Here is a 25,977-nt window from a genome sequence, read left to right as displayed (position 1 = left end):
TCGTACGCCGGCGACCGCGCATAGAGCCGTACGCCGGCGACCGCACGCGAAAAAGCCCCCCGCGGAAAGCTTCCGCGGAGGGCCTGGTGCCGGTGGTCAGCCGACGTGGACCACGTCGTGCGTCTCGGCGAAGTGACAAGCGCTCTCGTGCGCCGTCCCCGGCCTGATCTGCAGCAACGGCTCCTCCTCCGCACAGATCTCCTGCGCCTTCCAGCAGCGGGTGCGGAAGCGGCAGCCCGACGGCGGGTTGGCGGGCGACGGCGGGTCGCCCTGCAGGATGATCCGCTCGCGCTGCTCGCGGCCCTCGGGGTCGGGGACCGGCACGGCTGACAGCAGCGCCTGCGTGTACGGGTGGGCGGGCTTGTCGTAGATCTCGGCGTCCTTGCCGATTTCGACCATCTTGCCCAGGTACATCACTGCGACCCGGTCGGAGATGTGGCGCACCACCGACAGGTCGTGAGCGATGAAGATGTAGGCCAGGTCCAACTCGTTCTGCAGCCGCTCCAGCAGGTTGATGACCTGGGCCTGGATCGACACGTCGAGCGCGGAGACCGGCTCGTCGCAGACGATGATCTCCGGCTGGAGCGCCAGCCCTCGGGCGATGCCGATGCGCTGGCGCTGTCCGCCGGAGAACTGGTGCGGGTAGCGGTTGATGTGATCGGGGTTGAGGCCCACGACCTCCAGCAGCTCCTGCACCTTGCGGCGGCGCTCGCCCTTGGGGGCGACCTCGGTGTGGATGTCGAACGGCTCGCCGATGATGTCGCCGACCGTCTTGCGGGGATTCAGGGAGGTGTACGGATCCTGCATCACCATCTGGATGTTGCGCCGCATCCGCTTGAGCTCGCCGCCACTGGCCTTGCCGATGTCCCGGCCGTTGATCTCCACCGAGCCCGAGGTCGGCCGCTCCAGCGCCATCAGCACCTTGGCCAGCGTGGACTTGCCGCAGCCCGACTCGCCCACGATGCCCAGCGTCTCGCCCTTGTTGAGGTTGAACGAGACGCCGTCGACCGCCTTGATCGCGCCGATCTGCTTCTTGAACAAGATGCCCTGGGTCAGCGGGAAGTGCTTGACCAGGTCACGGACCTCGAGAATGCGCTCACCCTTGGTCGCCATCGAGGACCTCCCTCCAGTAGTGACAGGCGCTGCTGCGCGTGCCGCTGATCTCGTAGAGCGGGGGGTTGTCCGTCACGCAGTTGTCCTGGCGATACGGGCATCGCGGGTGGAAGGCGCAGCCGGTCGGCATGTCGAGCAGGTTGGGCGGCAGGCCCTTGATGGCGTACAGCTCCTGGCCCTTGAGGTCGACCCGGGGGATCGACTCCAGCAGCCCCTTGGTGTAGGGGTGGGCCGGGGTTTTGTAGATGTCGTGAACGGGGGCGTTCTCGACGATCCGCCCGCCGTACATGACCGCGATCTTGTCGGCGACGTCGGCGACGACGCCGAGGTCGTGCGTGATGAGGATCATGCCCATGTTGCTCTCACGCTGGAGCTCGGCGAGCAGCTCCATGATCTGGGCCTGGACGGTCACGTCGAGCGCGGTGGTCGGCTCGTCCGCGATCAGCACCTCGGGGTCCAGCGCGATCGACATGGCGATCATGATGCGCTGCCGCATGCCCCCGGAGAACTGGTGCGGATAGTCGTTGACGCGCTGCCTGGCGGCCGGGATACGAACCTTGTCCATGAGCTCGACCGCCTTGTTGACGGCGTCACGCTTGGACATGCCACGGTGCACCCGGAACATCTCGCTGATCTGCCAGCCCACGGTGAAAACCGGGTTGAGCGCCGACAGCGCGTCCTGGAACACCATCGCGATCCGCTGGCCACGCACCTGCGTACGTGCCTCGTCCGAGAGCTTCAGCAGGTCGGTGCCGCGGAAGCGGATCTCACCTTTGGGGATGCGGGCCGGCGGCATGTCCAGAATGCCCATGATCGCCTGAGCGGTCACGGACTTGCCGGAACCCGACTCCCCCAGCACGGCGAGAGTCTCACCGGGGCTGAGCGAGTAGCTCACCCCGTTGACCGCACGCACGATGCCCGCGCGGGTGGCGAACTCCACGTGCAGATCTTCCACGGCGAGCAGCGGCTCGTTGCCCAGCCCTCCCTCGGCGGGCAACACGTCCGTTGATGCCTTTCTCACTTGAACCCCCTTCCTACCTGAGCTTCGGGTCGAGAGCGTCGCGTACGGCGTCGCCCAGCATGATGAACGCGAGCACCGTGATGCTCAGGAACACCGCCGGGAAGACCAGCGGCAGCGGCGCCTCCAGGAACCGGTTGCGAGCGTCGGCGATCATCAGGCCCCAGGAGATGTCCGGGGACTGAACCCCGACTCCCAGGAACGACAGCGCCGCCTCGGCCGAGATGAACACGCCGAGGTTGATCGTCGAGACGACGATCACCGGGGCGATCGCGTTCGGCAGCAGGTGCCGGAACATGACCCGGCTCTGGCTGGCGCCCAGGGCCCGGGCCGCGACCACGAAGTCCTGGTTCCTGGCGGTGATGACGGCGGCCCGCATGATGCGGAACGTCATCGGCCAGGCCAGCACGGCCAGCGCGATGACCACGATCCAGATGCCCAGGTTCGCGCTCCTGAACGTGGCGGTGATGAGCAGCGCGCCGAGGATCCACGGAATCGCGAAGAAGACCTCCGTGATCCGGGACGAGATCGTGTCGATGGCTCCGCCGCGGGCGCCCGCGACGAGGCCGAGCAGACCGCCGACGACCGCCGTGATGATGGTGGTGCTGACGCCGATCACGATCGAGTTGCGCGCACCGAAGATCGCCCTGGCGTAGACGTCGCAGCCGAGGCTGTCGCGGCCGAAGATGTGGCCCGCGCTCGGCCCCTGCCTGGCCGTGGCCAGCTCGCAGGTCTTGGCGTCGAACGGGTTGACCGAGGTGAACAGCGATGGCCAGAACGACATGACCAGCAGGATCGCGATGAGGACGACCGAGAGGATGAACATCGGCCGACGTCGCAGGTCATAGAAGGCGTCGCCCCAGAGGCTCGCCGGCTTCGCCTCCTTCTTGAGCTTGCCCGGAGGGGATGGCGCAGTGACGGTCTGCACAGGTCCGGCCTGTGGGTCGTTACTCATAGCGAATCCTCGGATCGAGCACGGCGTACAACAGGTCCACGACCAGGTTCGCCACGATGTAGACCAGCACCAGAATTGTCACGATACCTACGACGATAGGTTGCTCTCGTAGATATACGCCTTGGTAGATCTGGAGGCCGATACCCGGGATGTTGAAGATCGTCTCGGTGATCACCGCACCACCCATGAGCGAGCCGAGGTCGGCGCCCAGGAAGGTGACCAGGGGGATCAGCGCGTTACGCAACCCGTGCCGGCCGATGACTCTTCGTCTGGAAAGCCCCTTCGCGGTCGCTGTTCGGATGTAGTCGGATCTCAACGTCTCCACCAGGCTCGTTCTGGTGAGCCGGGTGAGATATGCGATCGACGTACCCGCCAGCACGAATCCCGGGAGCAGGTACGATCTCAGCCCCGCGCTGATGCCCGCGATCGGGAAGATCTCGGTGCCCACGGCCTGCTTCAGCCAGACGCCCAGCCACAGTTGCAGCACGAAGCCGGTCACCAGCGGCGGGACGGAGATGAGCAGCAGCGTCGCGGCCAGGATCATGGTGTCGATGGCCTGGCCTCGGCGCAGCGCCGCCCACAGGCCGAGCAGGACGCCGATGACCGCTTCCATGACGAGGGCGACGAGCGCCAGGTTCAACGTGACCTGGAACTTGCCCGCCATCAACTGGGTGATGGGCACACCGGCAAAGGTTTTGCCGAAATCTCCCCGGAGGAAGATCCCGCTGATGTAGTACCAGTACTGGAGCAACAACGGATCGTTGAGGTGGTACTGGTCGCGCATGATCATGACGATGTTGGGGTCTTGCCTCTTCTCGCCGGCAAGCGCCGCGATGGGATCGCCAGGGAGCGCGAAGACGATGGCGAAGATGAAGAGGGTGGCGCCCAGCAGGACTGGTATCGCCTGGATAAGGCGCCTAATAACGTAACGGCCCATTCAAGCCTCCCGTACATGCCAAGAAGGCAGTCGCCGGGACCTGGGGATCATGGCCCCAATGACTGCCTTCATGGCGGGCTCTCGAGAGGTGGGCGACTATGCGCCCACCCCCGCGAACAGCGTCAGGCCTTCTCGACGTCGGCCCACTCAACCTGGTTGAGCAGGTTGATCTTGACGTTCTTGACCTTGGTCGAGTATCCCGAGTTGTTACGGTAGAAGTACACAGGGATGTACGGAAGGTCCTTGATGAGGATGTCGTCCGCCTGCTGGTAGAACTTCAGCCCCTCCTCCGGAGTCGCCGCCTGGTCGCCCTTGGCGACCGTGTCGTCGAACTCCTTGTTGGAGTAGCCCGCGTAGTTGGAGCCGGTCTTGATGGCGCCGGTCGAGAAGATCGGCGTCAGGTAGTTCTCGGCGGACGGGTAGTCGATCGCCCAGCCCATCCGGAACATACCCTTGTACTTCTTGGCGTCCAGGTCGTCGAGGATGTTCGCGAACTTCTCGAACGGCTTGACGGTCACCTCGACGCCGAGGTTGGCGCGGAGGTTGTTGGCCGCGGCCTCGATCCACTCCTTGTGACCACCGTCGGCGTTGTAGCCGAGCTCCAGCTTCGCCGGGCCCTTGGCCGCGGCGTACTGCTCCTTGGCCTTGGTGGGGTTGTACTGGCAGGCCTGGCAGGCGCCTTGGCGGTAACCGTCGATGGCCGGGTTGATGAAGTCGTCGGCCGGCGAACGGGTGCCGGTGAAGACCGTCTCGGCGATGGTCTTCCTGTCGATGGCCATCGAGATGGCCTCACGAACCTTGACGTCCTTGTACTCGTCGCTGTACTTCAGCGGGAAGCCGATGTACCCGACGCCGGCGTCCGGCTGGTCCTGGTAGCGGTCACCGAGCGCCGTCTTGGCGCTGGAGATCGCCGAGGCGGGCAGCGAGTCGTGGATGTCGACGTTGTCGGCCTGGAGGTCGTTGTAGGCCGTCTCCGAGCTGTTGTAGAGCTTGAACTGCAGCTTGGTCCAGCCGGTCGGCTTCTTGGCCGGGAACTTGTCGTAGACCGACAGGTCGATGGCCTGGTCGGTGCCCTTCTTGTAGGGCTTGTCCAGCTTGAACAGGCCCTGGCCGATCGGCTTCTCGCCGTACTCCTGCGTCACCTTGCCGTCGGCGCCGAAGGCGCTCTTGGGCAGCGGGTAGAACGCGGTGTAGCCCAGCATGGTCTTGAACTGGGAGAACGGCGCGGTGAGCGTGACCTGCAGCGTCGAGTTGTCGACCGCCTTGAGGCCCTTCATCTCCTTGGTGGTGACCTGCTTGCCCTCGCCGGGGTTGAGGTCGGCATAACCCTCGACGCGGCCGAAGAAGTAACCGGCGCCCTGGGCGTTGTCCTGGTTTGCCGCGTAGTTCCAGGCGTCGACGTAGTTCTGCGCCTCGACCGGCGTTCCGTCCTGCCACGTGTAGGGCTTGAGCTTGATCGTATACACCTTGTTGTCGGTGCTTTCGATCGACTCTGCCGCCGCCAGGACGACCTGCTTGTTCTCGTCATAGTTGACGAGCGGCTCGAACACCGCGGCGAGGACTTCAGCGCCCTCCGACTCCGTGGTGTTCGACGGGACCAGCAGGTTCTGCGGCTCGCCCAATTCCATGCGGACCGGAGTGTCGCCGGCTCCGCCCGACGCGGGGTTGCCGGTCGTGGCTCCGCCGCCGCCACACGCGGCGACCGCGAGGGCTAGCAGCGCGGTACCGGCGACGATCTGTGCGCCCTTAGTAACACGCATGGTAAAAAGATTCCTCCCTCAAACAGGTGGGCGTAAGCGCTGAGCTGCGATGATCGTGAGCAGCCTGACGGGGGTGCCTTGTCGTCCCCCGGGTTTGGCTGACCTGGTCAAACCAGCCGACGCCCTGCCAGTCGATCGCGACTATCCCTTACTACTTGCCACCAGCGAGTCTCTGGTGCGTTGCAGTTCGGTCACACGTGCGCTTATCCAACGTCACAGTCATTTCGCGCAGACAGCACCAAAGCCACCAAGGAACCCCTAAAGCGGACACTGTAGGACGTGAACAGTTGATGAAAAATACCCCCTTGGCGCCACTGGTCACGCCCTAGCCGCCATCCCGCGTGTCGCTGAGTTACGGTTGAACAACTCTTGACATGCCCTCGGACCAGCCTTGGAACCGGGCAACGCAGGACACCGTCCAACAGTCTGTCGCGAACCGTCGCGGCAGACACCTCACCGAGCCGGATCCAATAGAGTCCTTGCCATGAGCCAGCCGGAATCCGCTGTAGCGGACGCCCAGGCGGGCGGCCGAAGCGGGCAGGAGCCGCTGGCCAAGCTCGCCGAGAGATACGGGCTTCGTCGTGCCATCGCACGGCCGAGATTTCCCGTCTATGTGCGCCAGTTGTGGGAGCGGCGACACTTCATCCTGACGTACGCGACCTCGCGCAACGTCTCGAAGTACTCCAGCTCGGCTCTGGGCCAGCTGTGGCAGGTCCTGACCCCGCTGCTGAACGCCGCCATCTACTTCGTGATGTTCGGCCTGATCCTCGGGGGCAGCAAGAACGTCCCCAACTACCCGGCCTTCCTGCTGACCGGGATGTTCGTCTTCACCTACACGCAGCGGACGGTCACCGCGGGCGCCAAGTCGATCTCCGGCAATCTGTCGCTGATCCGGGCGCTCCACTTCCCCAGAGCCTCCCTGCCGCTGGCCTACACGATCCAGGAGCTGCAGCAGCTCGCCATCTCCATGGGCGTGCTCCTGGTGCTCGTCGTGATCACCGGCGAGCTGCCCAACTGGTTCTGGCTGCTGATCCCGGTCGTGCTCCTGTTGCAGACGCTGTTCAACATCGGCGCCGGCCTGGTGATCGCGCGGCTCGGCTCCTCCATGCGAGACCTCAACCAGTTGCTGCCGTTCATCACGCGCACCTGGCTCTATGCCTCCGGCGTCTTCTTCTCCATCCAGGACAGGGTGGTCACCGGCGCGCATTGGCCCCAATGGGTGGCCAACGTGATGTACCTCAACCCCGCGGCCTCGTACATCGAGTGGATGCGCGACATCCTCATCGAGTCCTACCATCCCGAGAACGGGCACAACCCCCCGACGATGGTGTTGGTGTCATGCGTATTCTGGGCAGTGTTCGCACTCGGCTTCGGCTTTTGGTACTTCTGGCGGGCTGAGGAGAGGTACGGGCGTGGCTGAACTGACCAAGGAGCTGTCACAGGTGAAGGGCCAGGAGCCCGCCGTCCCCGACGAGGCCGTCCCCAACAAGGACGTGCCCAACAAGGACGTCAGGGTGCACCCCAACCCGGCACCCGCCGGCAAGCGGCCTCTGGACGTCCCCACGGGCACGCCCACGGTCATCGTCGACGACCTCCACATCGTCTACCGGGTCTACGGCGCGGCCAGCGACAGCGAGAAGGGCAACGCGGTCAACGCCTTCACACGCTTGCTCAAGCGTCAGGGCCGCCCGGAGATGAAGGAGGTGCACGCCGTCAAGGGCGTGTCCTTCGTCTCCTACCACGGCGACGCGATCGGCGTCGTCGGCCGCAACGGCTCGGGCAAGTCCACGCTGCTGCGGGCCATCGCCGGCCTCCTGCCGCCGCACGCGGGCGCCGTCTACACCGACGGCCAGCCGTCGCTGCTCGGCGTCAACGCGGCGCTCATGCGCGAGCTCACGGGCGAGCGCAACATCGTGCTCGGCTGCTACGCCATGGGCATGACCCCGAGCGAGGTCAGGGAGAAATACCAGGAGATCGTCGACTTCTCCGGCATCGATGAGTTCGTCCAGCTGCCGATGTCGACCTACTCCTCCGGCATGGGTGCCCGGCTGCGCTTCGCCATCTCCTCGGCCAAGACCCACGATGTGCTGCTGATCGACGAGGCCCTGGCCACCGGCGACCGCGAGTTCCGCAAAAAGAGCGAGGAACGCATCAGGCAGATCCGCGAGTCGGCCGGCACGGTCTTCCTCGTCGCCCACGACCTCAGGGTCATCGAGGAGACCTGCAACCGGGTCATCTGGCTGCACAAGGGCAAGATCAAGATGGACGGCGACCCGAAGGAAGTCCTCGCCGCCTACAACAAGGGCTGATCCTCCACCGCACTCCGCGGACGCCGCGTTCGGGCGTCCGCGGATCTGTCATGCCCGGGCGACTCGCGAGGCAAATGACTGACAGCGTGGCCGGTGTTCCGATATCATTCGAACGTTGTTTCGATACGAGGATGCCGATGGAGCGGGAGCGTGCGATGGGAGAGCTTGCGGCCGCGATCGACCACCTGGCCGTCGAGGACGTGGCAGACGTTCCCTGGGCCCAACTGACCGAGCAACTCGTCGACCTTCACTGGCAGATGGCCAGGCTGCAGGCCCAGATCGCCCGCCGCACCGGCGTACGCCTGCCGTAGAAATGAGTATGCCGCCGGCCCCGGAGATCCGGGGCCGGCGGCGGGTGCGACTCACGCGGCGCCTCAGCCCTGCGGTGCAGTGCACGAACGCGACCCATGCCAGGGCGCGTCCGCCCGGGCCGGTCATGAGACCACCCGCTCTCTGCGGGCGGCTCGCGACCTATGCGCGGCGGCCGTAGCGAGCACCCGGCACCATGGGGGCTCGCCGACCGGCCACGCCGGTTCTGCGGTGGTGTGTCCCGCACCTGAGGACGCACCACCCTCGATCATGCGCCTCACCGGACGCGACGCCTCGTCGCCGCCGCGGCCCGTTCCCGAGCACCGGCACCTTGAAGCCCGCGAACCTCCGCCACGGCCCGAGCGGCCGGCATCCGGAAGGCACCCACGATCAGTCGTGGGGGAGGTAGTCCGAGACCTCGCCCGTCATCGCGCGACGGTCGAGATCATCGCGTCCCTGCGGCCCACGGCGGCCTTCGCCCCCGTGGCCGGGAGCACCGCGTTGCCCGTCCCCTTGGCAGAGACCACCGCGTCCCTGCGGCTCACGGTGGTCCCCACCTCAGCGGCCGGGACCACCGTGTCATTGCGGCCCGCGGGGGCCTTCGTCCCGGCGGTCGAGACCGCGCGTGAAGCGACGTCGACGAGCGGGGCGATCTCGTCGACGGACGCGACCGACCCGGCCGGACGCGACGCACGTGGCCCCCGGCCCGTAGCCCGCGTCGACCTCGTACGCCCCTCGACCGGACGCGACGCGCCAGGCAGCCCGCCAGTAACCCGCGTCGCCCCCGTACGCCTCTCAACCGGACGCGAGGCAGCGGGCCCCCAGCCCGGAACCCGCGCCTTGTCCGTGCGGCTCTCGATGGGAGCCGACGCGCGGGGCACCCGGCCCGTCGACCCAGTACGCCCTTCGACCGGACGCGAAGCGGCGGGCCCCCAGCCCGTAACCCGCCCCTTGTCCGCACGCCAGCCCGTGACCCGCGCCTCGTCCGTGCGGCTCTCAGCGGGACGCGACGCGCGGGGTACCCGGCCCGTAACCTGCGCGTTGTCCGTGCGGCCGTCCGCAACCCGCGTCTTGCCCGTACGGTCCGTGACCCGCGCCTTACCCGTACGGTCGTCCGTGACCCGCGCCTTACCCGTACGGTCGTCCGTGACCCGCACCGTGCCCGTATGGTCGCCCGTGACCCGCACTATGCCCGTACGGTCGCCCGTGACCCGCACCTCGCCCGTACGGTCGCCGGTGACCCGTGCTTTGCCCGTACGGTCGCCCGTGCCCACGTTTGGCGGGGGGTTCAGGCGGCGTCCGAGGTACTCGATGTTAGGCCCGAGGCCGACCCGCCTGGCCGAGTCCGCAGCCCCGAGCTGCCCGCCCAGCAGGCCACTCCCGCCGACGCCGCTGAACAGACCGCTCAGACCACGCATCGGATCCCCGCCACCCGGCAGGGTCTCGACCGCGGAATCGCGGGCCTCGGCTTGGGCCGCCGGCCCGACCGGCGCCGCGGCCAGTCCGAATACGGCGACGGCGACCGCCAGTTTGATTACAGGTTTCATATTTGCCTTCCCGGCTCGTGATCGATCGCTCTCGAAAACAGCGGAGATGCGTATCGATAACCCCCGAATGCCGCGGCGAACACGCTATGGGCACCACACGAAGCGCGTCGTCCCGGCTGAGCTACCGACGCAGTTGTATCACCGCGGCCAGCGGGGCGCAGACTGCGGAAAGTCCGTGTCACACGGCCTTCCGGGCCCTGGGAGCGATCATGGAAGAGGCGTCGAGTCGGGAGACAAATCGCGAAATAGCAGGGGCTTATTTCGGATATTCCGTTGACGTCACCCGCGTTCGGAAGGAGCACCCCAACGGCCCGTTGACAACGGCCGGGAAAACTATTGTCACGGGCCGGGGGCTCAATTTTTCCGCTTGCGGGACACGCGCTTGACCGCTCAGGCCGGCACGAGCATGTCCTCCGCGGCCATCTCGAACGGGAACCGATCGGCGAACGCCGGCCGCAGATCCGTCAGCCACACCGCGGACGGGTCGTACTCCGCGAAGAACGGCCGGCCGACCAGAGAGGGGTCGCGGGCCTGAATCAAGTGGAGCACGAACACCCGCTGACCGGCGATCTCCGTCACCCCGTCGACGCACACCTTCCCCGGGGTGGCCGACATGGAAGGCCCCCGGACGGTCCGGCAGAGCCCGGAGACCGTCGAGTAGGCGTCCCTGAATATCTCGTGCGCCCGTGCGAGCGGGACCGCGAAGTAGTCCTGCGGGCCGGTGTCGCGCTCGACGAACATGTAGTACGGGATCATCCCCATCGTGTGCTGCCGCCGCCACATGCTCGACCACACGGCGGGATCGTCGTTGATCGACCGGATCAGCGGCGCCTGTGTCCTGATCGTCGCCCCGCTGCCGAGAATCCGCTTGACCGCCGACTCGACCAGCGGCGACTCCAGCTCACGCGGGTGCGTGAAGTGGGCCATGAACGCCAGGTTCTTGCCCGCGTCCACGACCTGCTCGAACAGTTCGAGCGTGGCGTCGGCGTCGGGGTCGGACACGAACCGCTGCGGCCAGTAGGCCAGCGCCTTGGTGCCGATCCTGATCGACTCCAGTTGCTCCAGGCCGATCAGCGGCTCGATATATCGCCTGATCACCGACTCGCCCATGATCATGGCGTCGCCGCCGGTGATCAGCACACTGGTGACCGAGGGATTCTGGCGGATGTAGGAGACCATCTGCTCGATGTCGTCGGAGGCGAACTTCAGGTCCGCGTCCCCGACGAACTGTGCCCACCGGAAGCAGTAGGTGCAGTAGGCATGACAGGTTTGCCCCTGCTTGGGGAAGATGAGCACGGTCTCGGGATACTTGTGCTGCAGCCCCGGCACCGGCTCCTCGCCGATCCGGGGAACGTTGAGCTCCTTCTGCCCCGCCGGGTGCGGGTTGAGCTGCGCGCGCACCCGGTTGGCCTCGGCCTGGATCTCCACGTTGGGCGCCTCGGCCTTCAGCAGGTCGGCCAGCCGGGCGACGTCCGTGGACGGAAGCATGTCCTCCTGGGGAAAGACGAGACGGTATATGGGATCGTCGGGCGCAGCCGACCAGTCGATGAGCTCGTCCACCACGTAGGCGTTCGTCCGAAAGGGCAGCACCGTGGCAACGGCGCGTACCCTCAGCCGCTGCTCATCGTCGAGCCCCGCACGCTGCAGGAGCTCGTCGAGGTGCTTGGACGTGTACGCCCGGAAGCGACGCGTGCCCGCCTGGTTCAAGATCACTAGGCCTTTCCCATCTTTTTTGTTCGATCCGCTGTAAACCTCAGTCGCCTGTCATGCGTCTACGGTTCTTATACCCGGACGCTATGCACAGCGTCCCCGGTTCCCTTGGGCTCCAAGTTTTCCTTGAGGTTTGACCACTCGCGACATATCGCGATTGCGCGTAGACTGACGAATCGTGACCTCTGATCCCGTCCTGCGCGCCTCCGACGCCGACCGTGACCGCGTGGCCGCGGTGCTCAGTGAGGCACTCGCCACCGGAATGCTCACCAGCCTCGAACACGCCGACCGCCTCGACGCCACCTACTCGGCCAAGACCGTCGGCGAACTGACACCTATCACCCGTGACCTGCCCGACGTGGCGGCGCCAAACGTCGCGTCGCTCACCATCGAGCAGCAGACGATCGACTCGAAGTTCAGTAAGGTGATCAGAAAGGGCCGCTGGGTCGCCTCCCGCCACACCAGGCTCACGGCGAGGTTCGGCGCGCTGATCATCGACCTGTCGGAGGCCGTGCTGCCCGGCCGGGAGATCACCATCGAGGCCGACGCCCGCTTCAGCAAGCTCATAGTACTTGTGCCCGACAATGCCCAGGTGATCGACGAGGGCGGCTCCATGTTCGGCAAGCGCCACGTGACAGGCGGCGGCGCCCGCGAGGACGGACCGCTCATCCGGGTCACGGGCCGATCGATGTTCTCCAAGGTCATCGTCTCGCGCGAAGTCTCCGACTGGAACCTACGCAGCGTCGGCTGAGCCGGCCACCCGCCGACCGGCCCGGTGCACAGCGTGCCTACGATGCGGACGGGGGGCGACCGCAGCGCGACCGCGTTCCGGCCACGCCACAGGAACGCATCGCGAGCCGTACGAGGTGACCTTTTGTCCGACACCAGGCCGATCGCGCTCGACGCCATGGGCGGCGACCACGCGCCACACGAGATCGTGGCGGGGGCCGTGCATGCCGTGCGGGAGCGCGGGCTGGCGGTGGTGCTCGTCGGCTCGCCCCGGGTGCTCTACGAGGCGCTCGCCGACCACGACGCGACCAAGGAGATCCCGATCGTCCGGGCCGAGGAGACCATCGCGATGGACGAGGGCGCGCTGGCCAGCCTGCGCCGTCCCCGCTCCAGCATCGCGATCGCCTGCCATCTGGTCCGGCGGGGCGACGTGTCGGCGGTGGTGTCCGCGGGCTCGACCGCCGGGATCGTGACCACGGGGCGGCTCCGTCTCAAGGCCCAGCAGGGAGTGCTCCGCCCGGCCATCGCCGTCGCCCTGCCCACACTGCCCAAGCCCACGCTGCTGCTCGACGCGGGCGCGAACGCCGAGGTCAAGCCGGAAATGCTGGTGCAGTTCGCGCATCTGGGGTCCGTCTACGCCGAGCTGGCCTACGAGATCGCCAAGCCGAAGGTCGGCCTGCTCACGATCGGCAGCGAGGCAGAGAAGGGCAACAAGATCGTCAAGCGGGCCCACGAGCTCCTGCAAAGCTCCCCCGGCCTCCACTTCATCGGCAACGTCGAGGGCCACGACCTGCTGACCGGCGTCGCCGACGTGATCACCACCGACGGCTTCACCGGCAACGTCGCGCTGAAGACCATGGAAGGCGCGGTCCGCTACGCGTTCAGCGAGCTCCGGCAGACGATCGACGGCAACAGGATGTCCAGGCTGGGGGCGTTCCTGCAGCGGTCACGCCTGCGCGAGCTGCGCCGCCGCCTCGACGCCGAAGCCCACGGCGGCGCCGTACTGCTCGGACTGAACGGGACCGTGGTGATCGCGCACGGCTCGTCCAGAGCAGCCGGCATCAGCGCCGCCTGCCGGCTCGCCGCCGACCTGTCGGCGCAGGGCGTCGTCGCGCGCATCGGCGACAGAATCGCGGCCACCCAACGCCCGCATCGGCTGAGAACCTCATAGTCTGTGGCAGATCCACAAAACTGGGGGTTGTGTGGACGGCTTAACCTCGGCACAGGTCTCGGGGGCGAAGACCAACCATGTGCCGCGCCGGTCGAGCAGGTCGTTCGGCGCGATCATCAGAGCCAACGTGTTCACGCTGTTCAATCTGGTCATCGGCCTGCTCTGGGCGCTGGTCCTGATCTTCGGCGCGTGGCAGGACGGGCTGTTCGGGCTGGTCATCGTGGCCAACTCGCTGATCGGCATCGTGCAGGAGTTACGGGCCAAACGCACGCTCGACAAGCTCGCGGTGATCAACGAGTCGCCGGTCACGGTCCGCCGCGATGGGCGCGACCAGGAGCTCCAGCCGCGCCAACTGGTGCTCGGCGACCTGATCCTGCTCGGGCCCGGTGACCGCCTGCTGGTCGACGGCGAGGTCGTCGAGTCCGACGGGCTGGAGATCGACGAATCGCTGCTGACCGGCGAGGAAGACCCGGTGCACAAGCGGCCGGGCGACGAGGCGCTGTCGGGCAGCTTCGCCGTCGCGGGCTCGGGCGCGTTCGTCGCGACCAAGGTCGGCACCGACGCCTACGCCGTACGGCTGGCGGAGGAGGCGAGCCGGTTTCACCTGGCGCGCTCGGAGCTGCGTGACGGCGTCACGAACTTCATCAAGTACATCACCTGGCTCGTCATCCCGATCGGCGCGCTGCTGCTCTACAGCCAGCTACGTAACTCGACCGACTTCGGCACCGCCATCACCGGCGCGGTCGCCGGCATCGTCACCATGATCCCCGAGGGCCTGGTGCTGATGACCTCGATCGCCTTCGCCGTCGGCGTCGTACGGCTCGGCCGCCGCGACTGCCTGGTCCAGGAGCTGCCCGCGATCGAGGGCCTGGCCCGGGTGGACGTGCTCTGCCTCGACAAGACCGGCACGCTCACCGCCGGCGGCATGGACCTCGGCGAGGTGCTGCCCCTGCGCGACGACCAGCCGATCGACGACGCGCTCGCCGCCCTGGCCAACGTGGACCACCGGCCCAACGCCACGGCCAAGGCCATCCAGGCCCGCTACCCGTCGGCGGCCGGCGGGTGGACGGCCGGCGAGGTCGTGCCGTTCTCCTCGGCGCGCAAGTGGAGCGGCGCCGACTTCGGCCCCCACGGGGTGTGGCTGCTCGGCGCCCCCGACGTCCTGCTCGACCGCACCGCCGACGGCTACGAGCAGGCCGCCGAACTGGCCTCGACCGGCACCCGGGTTCTGGCGTTATGCCGTACGGACAGCCTGGCGGCGATGGCCGAAAGGGCGGCTTCCGAGGACGGCGTACGCGTGGAGGCGGTCGCGCTCGTCACGCTCAAGCAGCGCATCAGGCCCGACGCGCACGAGACCCTGCGTTACTTCGCCGAGCAGGGCGTCACGGTCAAGGTGCTCTCCGGCGACAATCCCGATGCCGTCGCCGCGATCGCCACCGGCCTGGAGATCCCGGGCGGCCATCGCGCGATCGACGCCCGTACCCTGCCGGAGAACGACCCCGGCAAGCTGGCCGAGTTACTCGACACCCACACCGTGTTCGGCCGCGTCACCCCGCAGCAGAAACGCGCCTTCGTCGGCGCGCTGCAGTCGCGCGGGCACACCGTCGCGATGACCGGCGACGGCGTCAACGACGTGCTCGCGCTCAAGGACGCCGACCTGGGCATCGCGATGGGCGCGGGCAGTCCCGCCACCAAGGCCGTCGCCCAGGTGGTGCTGCTCGACGACAAGTTCGCCTCGCTGCCGTACGTGGTGGGCGAGGGCCGCCGGGTGCTGGCCAACATCGAGCGGGTCTCGAACCTCTTCCTCACCAAGACGTTCTACGCGATCGCCCTCTCGCTGCTCACCGGGGTCCTCGGGCTGATGTTCCCGTTCGCGCCGCGCCATTCCACGCTGGTGAACGCGCTGACCATCGGCATCCCGGCGTTCGTCCTGGCGCTCGCGCCGACGCTCGAACGGGCCAAGCCCGGGTTCGTACCCCGTGTGCTGCGCTTCGCCGTACCCGCCGGAGTGCTCTGCGCGGGGGCGGTGTTCCTGTCGTTCTGGGCCGCGCACACCGGCACCTCCACCCTGATCGAGGATCGTACGTCGGCGACGATCGCGCTCTTCCTCACCACCTGGTGGGTGCTCATCCTGATCACCAAGCCGCTCACCCTGGGCCGGATGGCCATGATCGGCGGCATGGCCGGGCTGTTCGCGCTGGCTCTGGCGATCCCCTTCGTCCGGCATTTCTTCGCCCTCGAACCCAGCGATCTCAGCAACGATCTGACCGCCGTCGGCATCTCCGTGGTGGCCTCAGCGGCGATCAGCGTGGCGGTCAAGCTCGCCGGTACCCTTAGACCATGACCGACCCGCAGATAGTGCTCACCGAGCGCGTCCAGCAGGCGCTGGCGCACGCGTTCGGCTCCGAGTACGCCGACGCAGATCCGCTGATCCGGCCCTCCCAGTTCGCCGACTTCCAGGCGAACGTCGCGCTGAGCCTGGCCAAGCGACTGCGACGCGGACCGCGGGAGGTCGCCGAGGCCATCAGGTCGGAGCTGTCCGACTTCCCCGGCACGGTCGAGGTCAGCGGCCCCGGCTTCCTCAACATCACGCTCGACGACTCGTGGATCGAGTCCGAGGCGGCCAGGATGCTCGACGACCCGCGCACGGGCGTCGGCTTCTCCACGCCGCCGCAGACCGTGGTGGTCGACTACTCCGCGCCCAACGCGGCCAAGGAGATGCACGTCGGCCACCTACGCACCACGATCGTGGGCGACTCGCTGGCCCGCCTGCACGAGCACCTCGGCAACACCGTCGTCAGGCAAAACCACCTGGGCGACTGGGGCACGCCGTTCGGCATGCTCATCGAGCACCTGCTCGACATCGGCGAGGAGGCCGCGGTCGCGCAGCTCGAAGCCGGCATGGGCACCGAGTACTACCAGGCCGCCAGGGCCCAGTTCGACGGCGGCGAAGAGTTCAAGGTCCGCTCGCGCAAGCGGGTGACCATGCTCCAGTCGGGCGATCCGGAGACCCTCCGGCTCTGGCACGTCTTCATGGACGCCACGATCACCTACTTCAACAAGGTCTACAGCATGCTCGGCGTCACGCTCACCGACGCCGACATCGCCGGCGAGAGCATGTACAACCCGCTGCTCGACAAGACCTGCCGGGACCTGGAGGCCGCCGGGGTCGCCGTGCTGAGCGAGGGCGCGCTCTGCGTCTTCCCGCCCGGCTTCACCGGCTCCGACGACAAGCCGCTCCCGCTGATCATCAGGAAGAGCGACGGCGGCTACGGCTACGCGTCCACCGACATGGCGGCGATCCGCTATCGGGTCGAGGACCTCAAGTCCGACCGGATGCTCTACGTGGTGGGCGCCGACCAGGCGCTGCACTTCCGCATGGTGTTCGCGGCGGCCGAGCTGGCCGGCTGGCTGCCCGACACGGTCTCGGCCGAGCACGTCCAGATCGGCATGATGCTGGGCAAGGACGGGCGCCGGTTCAAGACCCGGTCCGGCGAGTCCATCAAGCTGATGGACCTGCTGCAGGAGGCGGTCGACCGGGCCGCGGCGGCCATCGCCGACCGCGGCTACGACGAGGCCGCGCGGGCCGAGATCGCGCAGGCCGTGGGCATCGGCGCGGTGAAATACGCCGACCTGGCGGTCAGCCACGACAGCGAATACGTCTTCGACTATGACCGCATGCTCGGGTTCAACGGCAACACCGGCCCTTACATGCAGTACGCGACGGCCCGGATCCGCTCGATCTTCCGCCGGGCGGGGGTGGCGCCGGCCGACGCGACCGACCGCATCGTGCTCGGCCAGCCCGCCGAGCGGGCCCTGGCCCTCCACCTGCTGGGCTTCGGCGCGCTGGTGGAGCAGGTCACGGCCCTGTCGGAGCCGCACCGGCTCTGCGCCTTCCTGTTCGAGACCGCCAGCCTCTTCAGTACGTTCTACGAGGAGTGCCCGGTGGCCAAGGACGGAGTCGACGCCGAGACGAAGGCGCACCGGCTCGCTCTCTGCGCGCTGACCCTGCGGGTCCTGGAGACCGGGCTCGACCTGCTCGGGGTCCCGGTGCCCGAGCGCATGTAGCACGTCGCGGGCGCGCCTCCACCTGGACGGCGCGCCCCCCGGCTAGGCTTTACGCGGTCATGAACTGAGGCCACTATGGGGGAGTTCTCTGCCTTGAGCACGGACCTGACTGCCGGCCCCCAACCAGCGACCGAGCTGCACCGCTATGCCGAGGCGCTGCTGTCCCACCTGGCCGCCAACGGCACCGTGCCTCCGGCCCCACCCGACTTTCCCGACAAACCGGGCTACTGGCTGCCGCCCGCCGTCGAGGCACTGGTCGCGATACTCACCGGTGACGATCCGCTGGCGCCGCTGAGCAAGGCCGCCGGGCGCGACCAGCAGCAGACCGCGCTCTTCCTGGCCCTGGCCCTGGCCGTCGCCGGTCACGGCAGCCGCATCCACGCCTCCTGGCTCGGCACCGCCTTCGGCGACCTGTCGCTCGACCAGCCGGTCACCCACGGCCAGCGCTCACTCTGGCTGGCCGCGGCCAGGGGCGCCTACGGTCCCGCCGGGAAGATCTTCGTACTCCGCAAGCTCGACACGGTGGGCGTACCCGAACACGCGGACGCGGCGCAGTGGACGCAGGCGCTCATCCCCGGTGAGCCGTCGGTGGTCGTACCCGCCTCGCTGCTCGACTTCCCCGAGATGGCGGAGATCCCGGAGCTGGCGAAGCCCGTCCAGGCCGCCGCGCGGCTCGCCCGGCTGCGCGCCCGGTGCGCGGAGATCACCTCGGCTCGGCAGGCCGAGCACGACGCCTCCACCCCCCTCACCAACAGCTCCAGCAGCCCCGCCGCCACGTGGGAGGAGGACGAGCCGCTCGCCGTGCTCCGCTCACTCATCGGCCTCGGCGGCCCCCCGGGGCCGATGGCCTCGCTGACCTCGCACCTCCTCGACGACCTGCGCCCCGGTGCCGATCCACATCTGGCCGCGCTCGCCCTGCACGTAGCGGGCCCGATACTGCGCGGCGTCGCGGAGGAGCTCGAATCTGACAGCAGTCTGGCGCCGCCCGCCACGGTGGCGGTGTCACTGCTAGGCCACCGCGTCGAACTGCACCCCGAGGGACCCGAGGAGAGCTCGCTCGCGGCCGCTGAGCGCGAGATCGTGACCCAGGGGACCATGCGGCGACGGCCGCCATGGGAGGCCGTCGCGCTGATCGTGGCGGGGGTCGGTCTCCTCCTCGGCGCCCTGCTGGTGGACGGGCTGGGGGTGCCCGCACTCGCTGGTCCGGGGGCGGTGCTGATCGGCCTGGCGGGCTGGCGACTCTGGCGGCGCCGCAAGGCCATCGAATCGGACGCCCGCTACGTGGCCACGCAGATCGCCGAGCTGAAAGAGCTGGCCGACGGCGCGGTCTGGGCGCTGCACGGGTACGCGCGAGAGGCGGTCACCCGAGCGGAGCAGGCCGCGGACGACTCAACCGAGCTCACTCGGCTGATCCGTCGCGGCCCGCGCGCGGCTTAGGAGCTCTCGATCTCCACGTGGGCCGGCGCAAGCAGGAACACCCGGTCGGCGATGCGCTCGATCCGCCCCTCGCAGCCATAGGCGAGGCCGGCCGCGAAGTCGACCATCCTGGTCGCCTCCGGCATCGGCATGCCCGTCACATCCATGATCACCGTCTGGCCTTCACGGAAGTGCTGCCCGATCATCGGCGCGTCGTTATACTTAAGCGGCTGAACCATCACGATTCGTGACGAGTCGGCGGTCGAACGCCAGCGCCTCGCCGCCCGCTCCGCCGCCGGCATGTAGTCCTCTTCGTACTGCTCGTCGTCGTAGCCGTCGTCGTAGTGGTCGATACCGCCCAGGCCAAGGTAGCTCACCACCTTGCGCACTGCCCCCATCGGCTTGTCCTTTCCTCAGGAACTCACCGCAATCGGCTCGTCCCACTATTGGACGGTAACCGACGCCGAGAAGTTCGCCATGCGACACGCCCACAACTAATTCCATTTTGTACGGCTAGCGTCCCGGTTTCACCTGGATATCTCTCCCCCGATAGCCTCGATACATGCGCGTGTTCACTGTAGATGCCTTCACCGACACTTCTTTCCGGGGCAATCCAGCCGCGGTGTGCCTGCTGGAGTCCCCGGTTCCTGAGTCATGGATGCAGGCAGTGGCCACGGAGATGAACCTGTCGGAGACCGCCTTCCTGCTCGGCGATTCGCTCCGCTGGTTCACCCCCGCGGTCGAGGTCTCCCTCTGCGGGCACGCCACGCTGGCCACCGCACATGTGCTCTATTCCACAGGTGCGGCCGGCGGTCAGCTCGAATTCAGTACGGCCGGCGGAACACTCACCGTGAATCGCATGGCCGACGGCATGATCACGATGGATTTCCCGGCGAAGGAAGTGACGCCGGCAGCCGTTCCCGACGGGTTGGAAAAAGCGCTCGGAGCTGCTCCGGTGCAGGTCGGGACGAGCAATCTCGACCTGGTCGTAGAGCTGGAATCGGAGGCGGCGATACGGTCACTCACGCCGGACATCGCGGCATTGGCCCAAGTGCGGGCCCGTGGCGTGATCGTCACGGCGAAGGGGTCGTCGACCGACTTCGTGTCACGCTTCTTCGCGCCGAACGTGGGGGTGCCGGAAGATCCGGTGACAGGATCGGCGCACTGCGCGCTGGCGCCCTACTGGGGGGAGCGGCTGGGACTGCGCACCATGGTGGGCGCGCAGCTGTCGGCTCGGGGCGGGCTGGTGCACGTGCGGTTGGACGGGGACCGCGTCCATCTCTCGGGGCGAGCGGTCACGGTGCTGTCGGGAGAACTCCACGTTTGAGGGGGCCTGCCGAGCCCGTACCGGCACCTCAGGGAGCGCTGTGACGGCGGCGGTGCAGCTCGCGCACCTGCGCCGCGAGCTCCGGCACCGGCCCCTCCACCACGGCGTCGGGCACGACCTGCTGGATGGGCAGCGTCCGCACCGGCGGCGCGGGAACACCCAGCTCGGCGAGCCACCCGGCAAGCTGCTCCGACGAGCTCGCGTACACGATGCGCCCCAGCCCGACCCACCCGTGCGCGGCGGCGCACATCGGGCAGTGCTCCCCAGAGGTGTAGACCGTCGCGGCCGCCCGCTCGTCCACCGCCAGGTGCGCCGCAGCCCAGCGAGCCAGCTCGAACTCCGGGTGCCGGGTGTTGTCGCCGGAGGCCACATGGTTGTGGTCCTCGGCGAGCACGACCCCGTCAGCCGAGACAAGCACGGACCCGAACGGCTCATCCCCCACCTCCAACGCCTGCGTCGCCAACTCCACGCATCGACGCAGGTGCCGCAGGTCGGTTTCGGTCGTCACTGTGACTCTCCCCAGCTCTGATCTTCGGGTTCCATGCTAGGGCCTCGGGATATGGACCCTGTCGGCTGGAACACCGTTCAGATCACGCACTCGGCCTCGTCGAGGCTCTGCAGCCCGGCCGAACGTTCTACCATGCGCCGGTAGTCGGGGCACTGGGTGAAGTCGTCCGCGCCGCACTCCATGAGGTGCTCGATCAGCTTCTTGGACGCCGATATCTCCGCGAGCCGTTGCTCCAGCTCCGCGTGATGCCGCTGGAGGAGCGCCCGACGCTCGGTCTGGCCGCTGACGTTGAGCACCTCCCGGATCTGCTCCAGGCTCATCCCTCCGCCCTTGGCACGGATGATCGTCATGACGCGGATGACGTGGTCGCGCGTGTAGCGGCGGCGGCCGTTCACTCTGGCAGCCGGAGTCAGCAGACCCATCGCCTCCCAATGGCGCAGCACGTGCGGCGCGAGATCGAACCGCTCGGCGAGCTCCCCGATGCGCATGGAATCGCTTGACTTCATGTTGACATTAACTTGCAGACTTGCCTCCGAGTCAAGCAACGACCGCTCTTGGAGGCAGACATGTTCGACGTTGTCATAGTCGGCGGCGGCCCGGCCGGTATGGCCGCCGCCCTGACCCTGGGACGGAGCCACCGTCTGGTGCTCCTGCTGGATGCCGGGGAAGGCCGCAACGCCCCGGCCGAGGCGGTGCACAATTTCCTGACCCGGGACGGCACGCCGCCTGCCGAGTTGCGCAAGCTCGGCCGCGAGGAGCTGTCGGCCTATCCGGCCGTTCAGATCCGCGCCGAGACGGTGACCGGCATCCACATTGTGGACGAGGGCGGCTTCCAACTGGATCTGTCCGACGGCGGTACGGCGAACTCGCGGCGGCTCCTGCTGGCCACCGGGCTGGTCGACGAGCTTCCAGGCCCGCGCGGGGTCGAAGCGCTGTGGGGTCGATCCGCCTTCCACTGTCCTTACTGCCACGGCTATGAGTGCACCGGGAAGCCGGTCGCGGTGATCGGCGCGGAGCCCGCCCGGGTACGGCTGGCGCTGCAACTAAGCCGCTTCGCCGCCGACGTCGCGCTCTGCACCGGCGGCGAACCGCTCGACCCCGCGCTGCGGGCGAAGCTGGAATCGAACGGCGTCACCGTGCGATGCGAAGCCATCACCCGAATGGAGGCGACGGGTGACCGGCTTGAGCAGATCGTGTTCGAGAGCGGCCGGCCGCTCTCCAGGGACGCGGTGTTCATCGTCAACGTGCCGCGCCAGCGCTCCGACCTGGCCATCCGCCTCGGGTGCACGTCCTTCGCCGATGGGTGCGTGGAGGTGAACGAGTTCGGCCAGACCAGCGTGCCGGGCGTGTACGCGGCGGGCGACATGGCGCGGCGGGCCACCGTACCGATGCCACTGGCCGCGGTCATCGCCGCCGCGGCGAGCGGTACCGTCGCCGGCTCGGTCATCGACCAGGATCTGCTCTGTGCCGACTTCGACCTGCCCAATCCGCTCGCGCGAGCGAAGGGCTGAGGGTCGTGTCCGCAGAACTCACGTCCGACGCCCCGCCTGCGGCGAGCAACATTCCGCTCGCCACGGCCGGACTCCTGATCGGCATGCTGCTGTCGGTCCTGGACCAGACGGTAGTGGCCATCGCGCTGCCCGACATCGCCGCGGACCTGGGCGGCATGGACGCGATCGGCTGGATCATCACCTCCTATGTGCTGGCCTCGACCGCGACCGGCGCGCTCTACGGCCGCATCAGTGACCGGTTCGGCCGGCGCACGGTGTTCATCACCGCGGTGGCCGTCTTCGTCGCGGGCTCCGCGCTGTGCGGCGTGGCACAGACCATGCCCCAACTGGTGGCCGCCAGGACCCTGCAAGGCATCGGCGCCGGCGCGCTGTTCGTCCTCCCGACGATCTCCCTGTCAGAGCTGTATCCGCAGCGCCTGCGCAGCAGGGTCCAGGGCCTCACCGGCGGCGTCTTCGCCGTCGCCAGCGTGGGTGGCCCGCTCGCCGGCGGCCTGATCACCGATACCGTGGGCTGGCGCTGGATCTTCTACATCAACCTGCCCCTCGGCCTGCTCAGCATGGCCCTCATCGCGTACGCGCTCCGGCTGCCCAAGTCAGGCGGGGGCGGCAAGGTCGACGTCGCCGGGGCCGTCCTGCTCGCGGGCGCGACGGTCAGCCTGCTGCTGGTGGCCGAATGGGGCGGCCGCACCCGCGCATGGACATCCCCCGTGATCCTCGTACTGATCGGGGCCTTCGCGGCGCTGCTGGCGCTGTTCGTATGGTGGCAACGGCGGGCGGCCAACCCATTGATCCCGCCACGGCTGTTCGCCAACCGGGCCCTGCGGGTGGTCCTGCCCGCCACCGGGTTACTCGGCGCGCTGCTCGGCGGCTCGATCGTCTACCTGCCCACGTATCTGCAGACCGCGTACGGCATGGGGGCCACCCAGGCCGGCCTCGCACTCAATCCGTACGTCATCACGTTCATGGCGGTGTCCTCTCTGGCCGGTGCCCGCATCGGCGCCGGCGGCCGATTCAAGCCCTACCTGCTCGTCGGCTCGGCCATAGTCGTGCTGGGGTTCGCCCTGCTGAGCCGGCTCGATGCCGGCACCCCCTACGCGCTGCTCGCCCTGGAGCTCGGCGTGCTGGGCGCCGGCTTCGGGCTGCTGATGCAGAACCTGGTGGTGGTCGCACAGAACGCGGCCTCCCCCGCCGACCTGGCCGCCACCACCTCCGCCACAGTGTCCATCCGCGGCCTCGGTCTCTCGCTCGGGGTCTCGGTCTTCGGAAACCTGCTCACCCGAGAACTCCAGGGCCACGCCCCCAGCCCACAGGCGACGGCTGCGGCCATCCCCGACGTCCTCAGCTGGGGAGTGCCGGCCGCCATCGTCCTGGTGGCGCAGATGACCGCGCTGCCTCGGACGGTCAATCACCCAGTGCCAGGAAAGACAGCAACGTGAGCGAACCCGGCAGCGGGCAGACCGTGGTGATCACGAAATATGACACCGTACGCGCTCTGCTGGCCGATCCCGGGCTCTCCAGCGCACCCGCCTGAGCGACAGGCGGGTTTCGGCGGACGGCACATGCTCAACACCGACCTTCCCGATCACACCGGGCTCCGCAAACTAACGCAGAAGGCTTTCACCACACGGCGGGTGGAAGCGCTCAGACCGCGGATACAAGAGATCATCGACGCGCTGATCGACGACCTCTCCCCGAAAGGCGGTCGGCGACCTACCGCGCACGGGACGCAAGGGCTTACGAGGAGCTCGTTGCGCCCGGGGAGTTCACTTTCAGGCCGCGCGACACCACCCCAAGGACCTTAGTGAGTCCCAGCCGGCACGCCCCCGGGGAGAGTCCCAATCGAGACGCCCTCGGGCCTGTCGCCTACGGGGATGGTGGCGATGACGGCGTTGGTCGCAGTGTCGACTACCGACACGGTGTCCGAACCGCCGTTGGTGACGTAAGCGCGGCCACTGTCCGTAGCGATCGCCACACAGCCGGGACCCTCACCGACCGGAATGGTGCCAGTGACGACTCTCGTCGCGGTGTCGATCACTGACACGACACCCGACGTCACTGTTCCTGCTCGCAGAATCCTGCCGACGTAGGCGCGGCTACCATCCGCGGTGATCGCCACGCAACTGGGGTTGTCGCCGGCCGGGATGGTGCCGATGATGGCGTTGGTCTCTGTGTCGATCACTATCACGCTGTTGGAGCCGCCGTTGGTGACGTAAGCGCGGCTGCCGTCCGGGGCGATCGCCACCTTCTGTGGAAGGGAGGCGCAATCGATGTCGATGGTGGCGATGACGGTGTTCGTCGCGATGTTGATCACCGTCACGGTACCCGATCTGCGATTGACGACGTAGGCGCGGCCGCCGTCCGGAGTGATCGCCACGTCCTTCGGGAGGTCGCCGACCGGGATGGTGGCGATGACGGTCTTGGTCGCAGTGTCGACTACCGACACGGTGTCCGAACCGCCGTTGGTGACGTAGGCGCGGCCGCCATCCGGGGTGATCGCTATGCCGTTGGGACTGTCGCCTACGGGGATGGTGGCTCTGACGCTGTTGATCAACGATACGGTGTTCGAGCCGCCGTTGGTGACGTAGCCGTGGCGGCCGTCCGGAGCGGCCGCCACATCGTTGGGCAGGCCGCCGACCGGGATGGTGACGATGACGGTGTTGGTCTCCCTATTGATCACCGATACGGTGCCCGAGTCGGCGTTGGTGACGTAGACGAACTTTCGCAACGGAGGGGCGGCCACGCCCGAGGCGGGCACGGCTACCGATGTCACCGTCAACCCGCCCGCGATGGTCACCGCCACAGCAGCACGTCTGACGCGGGGCCACTGCTCGCTTCGACGGAAGCGGCCCGGCGGTACGGAAGGGCGATCGTCGGTCGTGGTTCTGATCAACGGCGTAAGCATGGATACCTCATCGACTGGACAGAGTCCCCTTCTATGGCCACCCGACATCGCGCCTGAGGAACGGCACGCCACCTTGATCCTCATGAACGAGAACTTGACCCGCTCATCAGATGGACCGGGTCATCACGCCATCGTGATTCCGGGCGGTGAAGGCTCTCGAGGCGGGCCGTCCGCGCACGCGCCTCCCAGCACGCGCCTCCCATGGAATGCGGACGACGACAGCGGTCGAAAGGCTGATCGGATCGCTCGCGTAGCTGATCGACCGTAAAGATCATTCCTGAGGAATCACGGTTTGTCGTGACAGCCGGCCCAGAGCGAGGCACGACAAGTGATGGCCGCGCCCGACCCCGCGTTCACTGCTTGGGCCGGGAGTCCGGCCCGCGAATCGAACGCGCCGACTTTATCGCAGCCAAATGCCCTGCACAGGTGAAGCGAGGTGCCGCTTCATAGGCTTGTTCAGGCTGGTCGGCCTTATGACCCCGTTGGCACAGAACCCTGCCTGGTCGACGGGGCGTCGCCTTCAAAAGACCCGGTAACGCAGAAAGGGCCCCACGCGTAAGCGTGGAGCCCTTCCCGAACCAAAGATTGTCCGGCGGTGACCTACTCTCCCACACCCTCCCGAGTGCAGTACCATCGGCGCTGGGAAGCTTAACTTCCGGGTTCGGAATGTAACCGGGTGTTTCCTTC

The 25,977-nt window shown here is 67.8% G+C and carries 22 protein-coding genes and 1 rRNA gene; 11 read left to right on the top strand and 12 right to left on the bottom strand.

All coding sequences use genetic code 11. The features are described 5' to 3' along the window. Nucleotides 1-96: 96 nt before the first annotated feature. The 5 genes from KLK06_RS58245 to KLK06_RS58225 form a co-directional block, all read right to left on the bottom strand. Nucleotides 97-1,113: an ABC transporter ATP-binding protein gene (locus KLK06_RS58245; protein WP_214644522.1), complete on the bottom strand. Its 1,017-nt coding sequence runs from the start codon at nt 1,111-1,113 to the stop codon at nt 97-99. Further along, nucleotides 1,097-2,134: an ABC transporter ATP-binding protein gene (locus KLK06_RS58240; RefSeq protein WP_308169044.1), complete on the bottom strand. Its 1,038-nt coding sequence runs from the start codon at nt 2,132-2,134 to the stop codon at nt 1,097-1,099. The genes KLK06_RS58245 and KLK06_RS58240 overlap by 17 nt, the downstream gene beginning before the upstream one ends. A 13-nt stretch (nt 2,135-2,147) precedes the next feature. Further along, on the bottom strand, nt 2,148-3,086 hold the full coding sequence (locus KLK06_RS58235; protein ID WP_214644521.1) for an ABC transporter permease: 939 nt from the start codon (nt 3,084-3,086) through the stop codon (nt 2,148-2,150). Continuing rightward, nucleotides 3,079-4,023, bottom strand: coding sequence for an ABC transporter permease (locus KLK06_RS58230; RefSeq protein WP_214644520.1), 945 nt, complete (start codon nt 4,021-4,023; stop codon nt 3,079-3,081). The genes KLK06_RS58235 and KLK06_RS58230 overlap by 8 nt, the downstream gene beginning before the upstream one ends. A gap of 122 nt (nt 4,024-4,145) precedes the next feature. Continuing rightward, nucleotides 4,146-5,783 (bottom strand): ABC transporter substrate-binding protein, encoded by a 1,638-nt coding sequence (locus KLK06_RS58225; RefSeq protein WP_214644519.1) that lies wholly within the window; start codon nt 5,781-5,783, stop codon nt 4,146-4,148. A 484-nt stretch (nt 5,784-6,267) separates the two neighbouring features. On the opposite strand from KLK06_RS58225, the gene KLK06_RS58220 reads away from it, so the two are divergent. The 3 genes from KLK06_RS58220 to KLK06_RS58210 all read left to right on the top strand — a co-directional run bounded on the left by KLK06_RS58220 (nt 6,268) and on the right by KLK06_RS58210 (nt 8,403). Next, a complete protein-coding gene (locus KLK06_RS58220; protein WP_214644518.1) occupies nt 6,268-7,203 on the top strand; it encodes an ABC transporter permease in 936 nt (311 codons plus the stop codon). Beyond that, nucleotides 7,196-8,092 (top strand): ABC transporter ATP-binding protein, encoded by an 897-nt coding sequence (locus KLK06_RS58215; RefSeq protein ID WP_214644517.1) that lies wholly within the window; start codon nt 7,196-7,198, stop codon nt 8,090-8,092. Before KLK06_RS58220 ends, KLK06_RS58215 begins: the two co-directional genes overlap by 8 nt. A 155-nt stretch (nt 8,093-8,247) precedes the next feature. Beyond that, nucleotides 8,248-8,403 (top strand): hypothetical protein, encoded by a 156-nt coding sequence (locus KLK06_RS58210; protein ID WP_214644543.1) that lies wholly within the window; start codon nt 8,248-8,250, stop codon nt 8,401-8,403. Between the two features lie 423 nt (nt 8,404-8,826). On the opposite strand, the gene KLK06_RS58205 is transcribed toward KLK06_RS58210, so the two are convergent. After that, a complete protein-coding gene (locus KLK06_RS58205) occupies nt 8,827-9,948 on the bottom strand; it encodes a hypothetical protein (RefSeq protein WP_214644542.1) in 1,122 nt (373 codons plus the stop codon). 390 nt (nt 9,949-10,338) lie between these two features. Beyond that, nucleotides 10,339-11,661: a KamA family radical SAM protein gene (locus tag KLK06_RS58200; RefSeq protein WP_214644516.1), complete on the bottom strand. Its 1,323-nt coding sequence runs from the start codon at nt 11,659-11,661 to the stop codon at nt 10,339-10,341. 175 nt (nt 11,662-11,836) lie between these two features. On the opposite strand from KLK06_RS58200, the gene KLK06_RS58195 reads away from it, so the two are divergent. The 5 genes from KLK06_RS58195 to KLK06_RS58175 all read left to right on the top strand — a co-directional run bounded on the left by KLK06_RS58195 (nt 11,837) and on the right by KLK06_RS58175 (nt 19,063). Next, nucleotides 11,837-12,409: a DUF1707 domain-containing protein gene (locus KLK06_RS58195; RefSeq protein ID WP_308169043.1), complete on the top strand. Its 573-nt coding sequence runs from the start codon at nt 11,837-11,839 to the stop codon at nt 12,407-12,409. 123 nt (nt 12,410-12,532) lie between these two features. Beyond that, nucleotides 12,533-13,558 (top strand): phosphate acyltransferase PlsX, encoded by a 1,026-nt coding sequence (gene plsX / locus KLK06_RS58190; protein WP_250907699.1) that lies wholly within the window; start codon nt 12,533-12,535, stop codon nt 13,556-13,558. Between the two features lie 31 nt (nt 13,559-13,589). Beyond that, complete coding sequence (locus KLK06_RS58185) at nt 13,590-15,902, top strand: HAD-IC family P-type ATPase (RefSeq protein WP_308169041.1); 2,313 nt, start codon at nt 13,590-13,592, stop codon at nt 15,900-15,902. Next, nucleotides 15,899-17,626: an arginine--tRNA ligase gene (gene argS / locus KLK06_RS58180; RefSeq protein WP_214644514.1), complete on the top strand. Its 1,728-nt coding sequence runs from the start codon at nt 15,899-15,901 to the stop codon at nt 17,624-17,626. The genes KLK06_RS58185 and argS overlap by 4 nt, the downstream gene beginning before the upstream one ends. 93 nt (nt 17,627-17,719) lie before the next feature. Next, entirely contained in the window at nt 17,720-19,063 is a 1,344-nt protein-coding gene (locus KLK06_RS58175) for a hypothetical protein (RefSeq protein ID WP_250907698.1), read from the top strand. Here KLK06_RS58175 and KLK06_RS58170 read toward each other — a convergent pair. Next, on the bottom strand, nt 19,060-19,440 hold the full coding sequence (locus KLK06_RS58170; RefSeq protein WP_214644513.1) for a cell division protein SepF: 381 nt from the start codon (nt 19,438-19,440) through the stop codon (nt 19,060-19,062). The genes KLK06_RS58175 and KLK06_RS58170 overlap by 4 nt on opposite strands. 164 nt (nt 19,441-19,604) lie before the next feature. Between KLK06_RS58170 and KLK06_RS58165 the strand changes: the two genes are divergently transcribed. Then, complete coding sequence (locus tag KLK06_RS58165) at nt 19,605-20,369, top strand: PhzF family phenazine biosynthesis protein (protein ID WP_214644512.1); 765 nt, start codon at nt 19,605-19,607, stop codon at nt 20,367-20,369. Between the two features lie 28 nt (nt 20,370-20,397). Here KLK06_RS58165 and KLK06_RS58160 read toward each other — a convergent pair whose 3' ends face one another. Together KLK06_RS58160 and KLK06_RS58155 are read right to left on the bottom strand one after the other, a co-directional pair. Beyond that, nucleotides 20,398-20,877: a nucleoside deaminase gene (locus tag KLK06_RS58160; RefSeq protein WP_214644511.1), complete on the bottom strand. Its 480-nt coding sequence runs from the start codon at nt 20,875-20,877 to the stop codon at nt 20,398-20,400. A 77-nt stretch (nt 20,878-20,954) separates the two neighbouring features. Beyond that, on the bottom strand, nt 20,955-21,383 hold the full coding sequence (locus KLK06_RS58155; protein ID WP_250907697.1) for a MerR family transcriptional regulator: 429 nt from the start codon (nt 21,381-21,383) through the stop codon (nt 20,955-20,957). 60 nt (nt 21,384-21,443) lie between these two features. Between KLK06_RS58155 and KLK06_RS58150 the strand changes: the two genes are divergently transcribed. After that, nucleotides 21,444-22,388 (top strand): NAD(P)/FAD-dependent oxidoreductase, encoded by a 945-nt coding sequence (locus KLK06_RS58150; protein WP_214644510.1) that lies wholly within the window; start codon nt 21,444-21,446, stop codon nt 22,386-22,388. A 5-nt stretch (nt 22,389-22,393) separates the two neighbouring features. Then, nucleotides 22,394-23,824 (top strand): MDR family MFS transporter, encoded by a 1,431-nt coding sequence (locus KLK06_RS58145; protein WP_214644509.1) that lies wholly within the window; start codon nt 22,394-22,396, stop codon nt 23,822-23,824. A gap of 362 nt (nt 23,825-24,186) precedes the next feature. On the opposite strand, the gene KLK06_RS58140 is transcribed toward KLK06_RS58145, so the two are convergent. Next, on the bottom strand, nt 24,187-25,188 hold the full coding sequence (locus KLK06_RS58140) for a beta-propeller fold lactonase family protein (RefSeq protein ID WP_308169040.1): 1,002 nt from the start codon (nt 25,186-25,188) through the stop codon (nt 24,187-24,189). A 689-nt stretch (nt 25,189-25,877) separates the two neighbouring features. Continuing rightward, nucleotides 25,878-25,977, bottom strand: a 5S ribosomal RNA gene (gene rrf, locus KLK06_RS58135); the annotation flags it as partial.

The organism is Nonomuraea sp. NEAU-A123 (assembly GCF_018603905.1).
In the GTDB taxonomy this organism is placed as follows: Bacteria; Actinomycetota; Actinomycetes; order Streptosporangiales; family Streptosporangiaceae; genus Nonomuraea.
This window is presented reverse-complemented; position numbering and strand designations above follow the sequence as displayed.